The sequence below is a fragment of the Mongoliibacter sp. genome (assembly GCF_007692705.1).
Taxonomy (GTDB): domain Bacteria; phylum Bacteroidota; class Bacteroidia; order Cytophagales; family Cyclobacteriaceae; genus Mongoliibacter.
Genome location: NZ_REBN01000168.1, coordinates 44,760 through 54,879, shown reverse-complemented (window position 1 = coordinate 54,879; position 10,120 = coordinate 44,760). Strand labels below are relative to the sequence as shown.

The 10,120-nt window shown below is 39.5% G+C and carries 9 protein-coding genes; 2 read left to right on the top strand and 7 right to left on the bottom strand.

All coding sequences use genetic code 11. The features are described from left to right. On the top strand, positions 1 to 1,081 hold a 1,081-nt coding region (locus EA341_RS11505), incomplete at its 5' end, for an alpha-L-fucosidase (protein WP_293014415.1). Positions 1,082 to 1,211: 130 nt separating this feature from the next. On the opposite strand, the gene EA341_RS11500 is transcribed toward EA341_RS11505, so the two are convergent. Next, positions 1,212 to 2,447 (bottom strand): M20/M25/M40 family metallo-hydrolase, encoded by a 1,236-nt coding sequence (locus EA341_RS11500; protein WP_293014412.1) that lies wholly within the window; start codon positions 2,445 to 2,447, stop codon positions 1,212 to 1,214. Between the two features lie 116 nt (positions 2,448 to 2,563). Between EA341_RS11500 and EA341_RS11495 the strand changes: the two genes are divergently transcribed. Beyond that, positions 2,564 to 3,535 (top strand): PmoA family protein, encoded by a 972-nt coding sequence (locus EA341_RS11495; RefSeq protein ID WP_293014410.1) that lies wholly within the window; start codon positions 2,564 to 2,566, stop codon positions 3,533 to 3,535. Positions 3,536 to 3,860: 325 nt separating this feature from the next. Here the strand turns inward: EA341_RS11495 and EA341_RS11490 are convergent, their stop codons facing one another. From EA341_RS11490 to EA341_RS11465, 6 genes are all read right to left on the bottom strand, one after another. Further along, entirely contained in the window at positions 3,861 to 5,381 is a 1,521-nt protein-coding gene (locus EA341_RS11490) for a M20/M25/M40 family metallo-hydrolase (RefSeq protein WP_293014407.1), read from the bottom strand. 416 nt (positions 5,382 to 5,797) lie between these two features. Next, entirely contained in the window at positions 5,798 to 6,502 is a 705-nt protein-coding gene (locus tag EA341_RS11485; protein ID WP_293014404.1) for an SIMPL domain-containing protein, read from the bottom strand. 406 nt (positions 6,503 to 6,908) lie between these two features. Further along, positions 6,909 to 7,757, bottom strand: a complete 849-nt coding sequence (locus tag EA341_RS11480) for a prephenate dehydrogenase (protein WP_293014402.1) — start codon at positions 7,755 to 7,757, stop codon at positions 6,909 to 6,911. Between the two features lie 23 nt (positions 7,758 to 7,780). Beyond that, positions 7,781 to 8,923 (bottom strand): aminotransferase class I/II-fold pyridoxal phosphate-dependent enzyme, encoded by a 1,143-nt coding sequence (locus EA341_RS11475; protein WP_293014399.1) that lies wholly within the window; start codon positions 8,921 to 8,923, stop codon positions 7,781 to 7,783. 9 nt (positions 8,924 to 8,932) lie between these two features. Next, the gene (locus tag EA341_RS11470; protein WP_293014397.1) at positions 8,933 to 9,748 is read right to left on the bottom strand and encodes a prephenate dehydratase; all 816 of its coding nucleotides are present in this window, start codon (positions 9,746 to 9,748) and stop codon (positions 8,933 to 8,935) included. After that, positions 9,745 to 10,113, bottom strand: coding sequence for a DMT family protein (locus EA341_RS11465; protein WP_293014395.1), 369 nt, complete (start codon positions 10,111 to 10,113; stop codon positions 9,745 to 9,747). The genes EA341_RS11470 and EA341_RS11465 overlap by 4 nt, the downstream gene beginning before the upstream one ends. Positions 10,114 to 10,120: the final 7 nt, after the last annotated feature.

Here is a 10,120-nt window from a genome sequence, read left to right as displayed (position 1 = left end):
TCAACCCAATTGCCTGATCAATTCCCGCTTAGGTCTTCCTGTCAGTGATCCCGATATAGATTATGAAACATTGGGAGACAATCAATTGGGGGCTGTTTATCAAAAGAATCCTTGGCAGACACCTGGTACTATTGCCCACTCATGGGGATATCACGCCTTGGAAAACGATTGGAAATCCACCAATCAATTGCTCCAGGCATTGATCAACAATGTCAGCCTCAACGGTAATTTTATGCTCAATATTGGTCCAAGAGCAGATGGCGGCCTTCCGTATGAATCTGTATCAAGGTTAGAGGACATGGGAAGGTGGCTAGAAATCAATGGAGAAGCCATTTATGGTGCAGGAGGATTGGATTTGAGACCAAAGCAACATGATTGGGGAAAGCTTACGATTAAAAAAGAACAAGGTACTGAGAAGGTTTTTCTCCACGTATTTAATTGGCCATTGGATAAAAATCTAAGGCTAAGTGGAATCACTTCAAATCCGAAAAAAGCCTATCTCCTGGCTGACAAGCTTCAAAAACCCTTGAATTTTACCCAATCTGGCCCAATGCTTCACATCCAATTACCTATTAGACAACCGGATGCTTTTGTATCGGTAGTGGTACTGGAGTTTGATGAAAATGTAATACTGGATAAAGAAGTGGCAGCTGAATCTACCTTCGGAGGCATAGCCTTGCATGCTGGGAATATATTGGAAGAAAATATGGAAATCAATCGACTTGAAACTGTAAATCGAATGGTTTCCCCAGAGCACCTCAATTTGAAAAAGGATCAAAATATCAGTTGGAAGGTCTATGTTTCCGAAGCAGGCAAGAAAAAAATGAGTATTTCATTTGCCAATCCAAGCGAAAAAGAATTAAAGGCTGAGGTGATTATTGCTGATCAAAAACACAAAATCAATTTATCGCCTACAAGTAAAGTGGTGGTAGAACCAAACCAAAACTATTATACGGAAGAGTTTGTGGATCTTGCTTTGGGAGAAATGGAATTTAAAACGACAGGTTATTACACTATCCAATTCAGAATTCTTGATGAAATCGAAGAGCCGCTTAGGTTCAACAGAATTTGGATTGACTAAGTAAGCACATTCTTCCACACAATTATCATTGGATGAATCGCTAAGCTTTAAACCAGGTGAAGCCCCTGCTGCATTGGGTGGCAAGGATAATATTTCACCAGTTTTAAAGAGCAAAATCTATCAATCAAGCCTACCAATCATAGCTACCCAAAAGGAAAACATGCTTAGCAGCTGTAATCATATTGGGAATGGAAGCCCACTCATCGGGAAATCCCCTTTGACCACCTCTTTCTCCTCCCAATCCAATGGCGGAAGTTCCCCCCGCAATGGCGATGTTCATATTGCTGCTACCAGCATTAGACATGTTAGGTTCAAAACCCAGAAATCTGCTTACTTCTTGCGCACGGAGAACCAAAGGCGTTTGCAGGACATTTGGGATCTGTCCTCCTGGCGTGATTTGGTAAGGTTCCAGCTTCATTTCTATCTTGGTTTCCTCCATTACATCGGAAAGGATTTCTTTAACCTTAGACTCCATTTCGGCTAAAGTGGCATTGTTCAGACTTCTCATATCCAGGGAAAACCAAGCTTCTTCCGGTTTATGGTTAAACACTTTACCACTTTCTATAATGGATACATTGACTACTGTCCTGTCCTCTTTGTAATCCATTTGGAAAATACGGTCAATGGCTTTGGCCATGGCCTGATTGACATTGGGAAGTCCTCCCCTTAGCGTATGGCCAGCTGGCCCAAAAGCCCTGACTTTGTACCAGTGTATGCCCATAGCACCATAGCTGATATTTCTCCCATCTCCCAGTATATCCACAAAGCCAATACTCCTGTCTTTGTACTTTTCATAAATTGCATGCATCCCTTTCAGGCCGGTCTCTTCCTGTGCCACTGCTGCAAATACCAAAGTATGCTTGGGCTGCTGTCCTGATTTTACAATAGCCTCGGCAGCCAAGAGCATAGACACTGTTATCGAGCTTGTATTGGTACCTGGCCCTATGACTTTATCCCCTTCAATAACTGGGGCGTTCCCAGATGCTTTTTGATGTAAGGCCACTGTTTCCAGATCATCCAAGGTGCTGATGAAAACCAATACATTATCTGTTTTACCAGGGATTACACCTATAGCATTGGGAAGTTGATCCACCTCAACATGAGACAGGCCTATTGCTTTCATGTAATCGGCGACCTTTTCAGCTCTTTTCATTTCCATTCCAGAGGGGCTGATAATACCTCCGATTTCTACCAGCATTTCCGCTGAGCGCTTTTCCTGATTTTCAAGAAAATCCATCGCGGCCTTCTGAGCAGTACTCAGCTTGAGGTCTTGGCTAAGCAAGGGAAAAGAAAAAATCAAAAATAAGAGAAACATCAAAAATGCTTGAATTTTATTCGTTGTCTTCATGGTGGATTTTTTTTTCATAATACCAAAATCTTTTGGCACTGCCCAAATAAAATCTTTAACTGGATTGATAATGTGATAAGCCCATTCATTTCAAATAAATTGGGCTTATTACTGAATTACCAGTAAATTAAGGAATGAATAAAAAGGTTTTTTTTACTGGAATAGTATTTTCACTTCAAGTCTCCTTGGCTATATGCCAAGGGCTTCATATCCAAATGGAGGAAAAGGGGATTGGAATCTATAATAACACACAACTCTTGCTTTTCTATCAGACCCAAAAAGCATTTGTTCCTGATGGAGTTGACAATGCACTTTCCAAATCCGGTTTTATACATCCTTTGAATACCCTTTCGGGGGAAACCCTTACCCGGATACATCCGGAAGACCATTATCATCATTATGGGATATGGGGGCCTTGGACCAAGACCAATATCGCTGGAAGGCAAGTGGACTTCTGGAATATTGGAGACCTAACAGGAAGGGTTGAATTTGACTCATTACTTTCAATCACCGAAGGAGAAAATTATGTGGAAATAAAAGTGAGACAAGATCATCAGGAAATCATGGGTAATGGAACTTATAGAACAGCCCTGCTTGAGGAGCTGGTTATTCGGGTGCATGCACCGAAAGATAATTCTTACCAGGTAGACTATACCAGCAAACTATCCCCTCAAAACCAGAATGTGCTTTTGGAGCAATACAGGTATGGTGGGGGGTTAGGTTTTAGGGCAAGAGCAGACTGGGGTGGGAATAATAGTCGAATCTTGACTTCAGAAGGAAAAAATAGGGCTGAGGCAGATGGAAGTTTGGCGGAATGGTTGCTGGTGCAAGGACCTGGCTTATCTCCAGAAAAAGACTGTGGATTATTGATCATGAGCCATCCTCAAAACAAAACTCATCCTGAGCCTATCAGGACCTGGGAGGAAGATGCTGAAGGTGGGCAGGGGAATGTTTTTATCAATTTTACACCTACGAGACATGATTCTTGGTTGCTGGAAGTAGGTAAAGAATATCAATTACAATATGGTTTGGTTGTGTTTGATGGTGTTTTAGAAAAAGAGGAAGCTGATCAATATTTTCAAGAATTTATAAAAGGCAGGAATTGATGACGTTGAGAAATATGCGGTTCTCATAAAATCCGAAATATAATTCGTAAAATAAGATTGAAATATGCCTTCGGCGAAATATATCTCAGCATCGAGGCTTCAGATCAGCATTATTGTTCTGCATAAAACCTGATCTGTCTCTTGTCAAAATAGTAAATTTGTTTAGAACTTATCTTTCAATTTAGTTCGGAATTATTGACCCGTTCAATTACAGACCCTATTTCTACTATATTTCGCAATAGCGTATTTCTATTGTATTTCTTTAAAAAAAATATCCCCGTCAAATCTAATCTGACGGGGATTTGTTTTTTTATTTTCGAACTTATTACAAAGGCTGGGTCAAAATTGCCAATGCGGTTTTGATACCCTCTTTATAATTACCCAACCTGATATTTTCATTGGGTCCATGCTGATTATTGTCAGAATTCACAGTAGTAACTGTCACTGCAGGAATATTATCCAATGCCTCCACAAAAGGTGAAATCGGTAATGAACCACCACTGATTCTTTTGCGGATAGGCTCCTCTCCAAAGGCTCTGACATAGGCCTTGTTCAACCAAACACCAGGTTCAGAATCAAAAGGAGTTCTGAAAGCCTGATATGAAATACTTCCCTCCCATTTGATCAATTTTGGATAATTTTCTCGCTCTGCATCCGTAGGTTCTGTATCCAAAACATGGTATCCCTGGTCTTCAATATGCTTTCTGATCAGGGAAAAGAGCCTCTCAGGATCAGATTCAGGTACCAACCTGATATCAATCTCAGCAGTTGCATCGGCTGGCACTATAGTCCTAACTTCATCTCCTACCCAACCAGAAGAAAGCCCTCTGATATTCAGGGAAGGGTATTGTAAAGATTCTTGGTAGGTAGTCCCTACTTTATCAGTTGTACCTATTCCGATTTTCTTTTTGATTTCTGTCTCGTCATCCGGCACTTGGGAAAGGATATCTTTTTCTGTTTGGGTTAGGGTAATTCCATCATAATACCCTGGAATAATTACCCTGCCATCATCATCTTTCATGGACGCCAGCAATTGGGCCATTCTGAATGCCGGATTTGGAGCATAATTCCCATAATGGCCACTATGTTGGGCTGCTCTTGGCCCATAAGTTGTCAAAGTAATTTGGGAAATTCCCCTAGCCCCAAAACTTAAAGTAGGCTTATTGCTCAAGTGTCTTGGTCCATCCATGATCAACATCATATCAGCTTTGAGGTCATCTTTGTACTTGTTTACAGCAACGGGAAGATTAGGAGAACCAATTTCTTCTTCGAAATCCAAAATCACTTTGATGTTATAATTGCTCATTAGCCCATTTTCCACCATGGCATCCCATGCTGTCAAAAACATGGCAAAAGGACCCTTATCATCAGAAGATGAACGGGCAAAGATTCTCCACTCCTCATCATATTCTGAATCCAACCTACTCATAGGAATCTGTTCCCACTTGCCTTGCGCATTCATTTTTTTGAGCACTGGCTTATAAGGATCTTCCTGGTCCCACCTCTTTCTGTCTACAGGCTGCCCATCAATATGAAAGTAAAAGAGAACAGTCTTTTCCGCATTTGGCACCTCTTTATGTCCCAGTACCAATGGCGCTCCAGGGGTTTCAAGCTTTTTGGTAATCCAGCCTCTTTGCTGCAGGTTTTCTTCGCACCAGGCTACATTGGCAACCAATTGCTCGGGTATATTAGAATCATTGGGCATACTTAGGATATCATTTAAGATTCCAATTCCCTTTTGGAAATAGGCATCTGTGACTTTATCCAAATTTATTTCCTGCTGTGCTGAAAGTTGCGATTGCATACTTAAAGCTATGAGGGTAATCAGCAATATTGATCTTTTCATATTTAGATTGATTGAATTAAGCAAAGAAATTTAACCTATGTAACTCAGATATAAAAACACATTTGATGAGTGGTAAGAGAAAGAAAATAGGGCAGTTAAAAAAATTGTTAGTCAAATCCTGCCCAAGGTTTTTTTGTTCTCCAGAAAAAATTGTCTGAAAAGTTGCTTAATCACCCGAGGTAAAAGTACTCAACGCTGACTTACAAAAAAATACCCTGTACAGGGTATTTTTACGTTAATTTCAATTTTATTTTTCGATATAATTTAAGAATATCAATAACAGTTGTATTTATCCAAGAATAAAAATTCTTTTTGTATTTTGGAAACTCCTTTACTTTATCAGAGTTTTTGATAAAATAAAAAACAAAAAAACCATCCGAAGATGGTTTTGTATTTTTATGTTGATTGATATTTCCTCAATTCTCAAAAGAGAAGGAGACCGTCACATTATCATTTAACTTTCTTTCTTCAGGTCTGAAAGTAGCTTCGGTTCTTTCTTCTGCCACATCCATTGCCATCATCATTTTTGACTCCCTTGCCATAGGAAAGAAATCCTTCTGTGTATTGCCGTAGCTGACACGGTGTACTTTTATATCAGCAATACCTAAGGAGTTTGCAATGATTTCAGCTTTTGATCTGGCATCAGCCACCGCAAGTTCAATTAATTCTTTTTCCGACTCTTTGCGTAGTCTGTCAGAGACAGAAAACTGAACATTGAAACCCATGTCTGCTGTTTGATGTAGTGTTTCTGTGATTTTCACCAAATCCTTTTCTATACTTTTTACCCTAACCCTTAACGTTTGGGAAGCAACGTAACCGCTGTCTTTGCTGCTGTTTCTTCCATACACCCTATTGACACCTACATAGTAATTGTCTACAAAAAATTCATAATCCTTGACACCGGATTTTTTTAGCGCATCTTCTATGGATTTAGTTTTTTTATTGAGTGCATTTGTGGCATCCGCCACTTTCATCGCTTTTTCATTTAAGGAGAGAAGTATCAGCGCCTCATCAGGCATGATGCGTATTTCACTTTTCCCCTCTACTTCTATCACTTGGTTCTGTGCCATCAATCCTAAGGTAAGCAAGAACATTGGAATTAAGAAAATGATCTGTTTCATGGTACATTAAATTTAGCCAAATTATTATCAGTTACCCAACCGGGAACTGGACAAACTCATGACGTAAAGTATTTCAAAAAGTCCTCCAGTATTTCAACTTTTACAATTTTTAACTTAAATACTGATTCTATTTTCCAATTCAGCAAATCCATCTCAATATCAATTACATGATTGTAGGGGTCGTCACCCAGAGTGTAGCGAAAGCCTACCCCGATGGTTTCGGAGAGTTCCAAGTATAAAAGGTAGGAGATTCTTCCTACGTCAGAATGACGCAGTAACAGTTGTCATTTCCTTTCTGTAAACACCAATTTTTATGAATCAGAATGTCGCCCATGCAATGACATTCCCTTTCTATAAATGGCAAATTGACATTACTATCGTTGACAAGCATAAAATAAAGCTGCCACTATTTCCCTAAATCCAAAATCTCACCGATTTTATTGATGTCTGTCATTTCAGAGTGCAAAGCTGAAGTTTGCTCCTCAGATATCTTATTTCTAAATTCTTGAAGATTCGTTATGTACGCATCCAAGGATTCTAAAATATTCTCTTTGTTGGCTTTCATGATTGGAGCCCACATTCCCGGAGAACTTTTAGCCAAACGTACTGTAGAAGCGAAACCACTTCCCGCCATATCAAAAATATTCCTGTCGTCCTCCATCTTGTCGAGCACTGTTTTTCCCAACATAAAAGAAGAAATGTGAGAGAGGTGGGATACAAAAGCAAGTTGACGGTCATGCTCTTCGGGATCCATAAACCTCAATTTCATATTCAATGCCTCAAAAATATCGTAGGCCATTCCTTTGAGGTGTACATCTGTTTTTTCCATTTCACAGATGATGAACACTTTCTTTTCCAAAAGGTCCTCTTTGGCAGCTTTGGGACCAGAATATTCTGTTCCTGCTATAGGGTGTCCTGCTAAATATTGGGACCTTTTGGGATGATTGGCTACTGTTTGACAAAGGGCATTTTTGGTCGAACCGAAATCGATCACTAAAGTGTTTTCTTTGATTTGCTCCAATGATTTCACCAAAAGGTCTTCCAGTGTATCTACTGGTGTAGCTAAAATAACCACATCGGCATCCTCGGGAATTTCTTCTGAAGCTTCATCGATGATCCCCAAAGTACGAGCATCTTCCATATGTTTTGTATTGGCATCAAAGCCTGTGAAGGTGATTTCTGGCATAACTTTTCTAAGTGCCAGTGAGAAAGACCCTCCCAAGAGCCCCAATCCAATAAGATGTATTTTTTTCATTTTCAGTTTATAGGTTTAATTGATTAAATTCTGGATATGGCCTCTTGTATTTTTTCCTCAGGAAGGCATAGTGAAAATCGGACATATCCCAGCCCATTTTTCCCAAAGATATCTCCTGGAGCAAGAAAAATATCCTTTTCATAAAGCATTTTATCTACAAATCCCATTGCTGTCATGTTTTCAGGCAACTTAGCCCAGACAAACATCCCTGCACTTTCTTTTTCAAATTCCAATTCCATCTTGCTTGCCAGTTCCCAAACCAGTTCCCTTCTTTTTACATAGATTTCATTGAGTGTAGTATACCAATCAGCACCCAAGCTGAGCGCTTCGATAGCTCCTTTTTGTAGGCCTAAAAACATCCCGGAATCCATATTGCTTTTGACTTTGGTGACAGCCTGAATCCAATCCTTTCTACCCAACAGCATCCCTACACGCCATCCTGCCATATTGGAAGATTTGCTAAGTGAGTTCAGCTCTAAAGCTACATCTTTGGCCCCTTCGATTTGAAAAATACTTTTAGGTTCATTTTCCAAGATGAAACTGTAAGGGTTATCATGAACAAGTACCAAATTATGCTTCTGCGCAAACTTTACAAGTTTTTCGAAAACGCTTAAGTCCGCTTTAGCTCCAGAGGGCATATGTGGATAATTACACCACATCAATTTGATATTGGAAAGGTCCTGCTTTTCGAGCGCTTCAAAATCAGGATACCAACCATTTGCTGCATTCAATACATAAGGATGAACCTTAATACCCATTAGTTTTGAAACAGAAGAGTAGGTCGGATAACCAGGATCAGGAACCAAAACACCGTCTCCTTTTTCCAAAAAAGTCATGGTAACATGCATGATCCCTTCTTTAGAACCCATGAGGGGAAGTATTTCTGCATCGGGGTTGAGAATGACAGCGTAATGCTCTTTATAAAAATCCGCAACAGCCTTTCTCAAGCCAAAGATTCCCTGATAGCCTTGATAGCCATGACTAGAACCTTGAGAGGCTGTATGTTTCAGGGCATCAACTACAGTTGGGTGCGGTGCCAAATCAGGACTTCCAATACCCATATTGATAATGGGTTTACCTTCTTGAATTAAGCGGTTAACTTCTTTTAATTTTTTGGAAAAATAATATTCCTCAACAGCACTGACGCTTTTTGCAAATCCCTTCATATTTATTCCTTACTTTCCGCTCTGATATTCCCCAAATACCTTTACCTCTCCTCCACTTTTTATAATTGATTCAATGGCCTTAAGATATTGATTATAATCCTCAAATTGCGTATCTATAAAGAAGGAATAGTTCCAGGGATTCTCAATTACAGGGATTGATTGAATCTTAGAGAGATTCAGACCCAACTCACTCATTTGTGTAAGTAGCAGAGCCAAACTCCCTCTCTCATTACTGATGGTCACTTTAAATGAGGCTTTATTGGGAATAGAGGTGGGTACAGATTTTTCTTTCTGGAGTAATATAAATCTCGTGAAATTATTTTGAACTGTCTGAATGTCGGTAGCTAATATTTCAAGCCCATAGATTTCTGCGGCGATATTACTGGCAATTGCCCCAACACCAACCAACTTTTCATCATGAATACGCTTGGCAACAGTTGCCGTATCCACATCATCCACCAATGTGATATCAGGAAGGGACTGAAAAAAACTTTTACATTGCAAAAGTGCCATGGGATGGGATCTGACTACTTTTAAATCTTCGATCTTTTGATCAGGAAGACACATGAGGTTGTGTGATATAGGAAGGTAAAACTCTTCAAAAATGTGTAGACTGTATCTGTCAATCAACTCATAATTAGGCAAAATCGCCCCTGCAATGGAATTTTCTATAGCCATCACCCCAAACTGCGTTTCTTCTGTTCTGACACTTTTGGCCACTTCCTCAAATGTCTTGTGATTCAATATTTCAGAGTCCTCACCAAAATATTGAAGTGCTACTTGATGATGAAATGAACCTGGAATACCTTGAATTGAAATTTTCATTTTTTAAAGATAAAGTAAACGGCGAGGATCAGGAATCCAAAACCTATAAGGTGATTAACCTTGATGCTCTCGTTTTTGAAAAAAAGAAATGTAAAAACCATAAAAACCACCAATGTGATTACCCCCTGCAATACTTTGAGTTCTACCAGTGAAAAAGGACCTCCGTTTTCACTAAAACCTATTCTATTTGCAGGAACTTGGAAAATATACTCAAAGAATGCATTCCCCCAACTGATCAGCACTATGGAAATCAAACCAAGATTTTCAAACCATTTTAATTCTTTGAATTTGAGGTGCCCATACCATGCGAATGTCATAAAGGTATTGGAAAGCACCAAGAGCAGAATGGTAAAAACGCTTTTCATTTTAACA

Excerpts from the sequence above, each read along its gene's own strand:
- EA341_RS11480 (WP_293014402.1), bottom strand. The coding sequence starts at position 7,757 with ATGAAAAAAATACATCTTATTGGATTGGGGCTCTTGGGAGGGTCTTTC.
- EA341_RS11470 (WP_293014397.1), bottom strand. The coding sequence starts at position 9,748 with ATGAAAATTTCAATTCAAGGTATTCCAGGTTCATTTCATCATCAAGTA.
- EA341_RS11475 (WP_293014399.1), bottom strand. The coding sequence starts at position 8,923 with ATGAAGGGATTTGCAAAAAGCGTCAGTGCTGTTGAGGAATATTATTTT.
- EA341_RS11500 (WP_293014412.1), bottom strand. The coding sequence starts at position 2,447 with ATGAAAAAAAAATCCACCATGAAGACAACGAATAAAATTCAAGCATTT.
- EA341_RS11465 (WP_293014395.1), bottom strand. The coding sequence starts at position 10,113 with ATGAAAAGCGTTTTTACCATTCTGCTCTTGGTGCTTTCCAATACCTTT.
- EA341_RS11495 (WP_293014410.1), top strand. The coding sequence starts at position 2,564 with ATGAATAAAAAGGTTTTTTTTACTGGAATAGTATTTTCACTTCAAGTC.
- EA341_RS11490 (WP_293014407.1), bottom strand. The coding sequence starts at position 5,381 with ATGAAAAGATCAATATTGCTGATTACCCTCATAGCTTTAAGTATGCAA.
- EA341_RS11485 (WP_293014404.1), bottom strand. The coding sequence starts at position 6,502 with ATGAAACAGATCATTTTCTTAATTCCAATGTTCTTGCTTACCTTAGGA.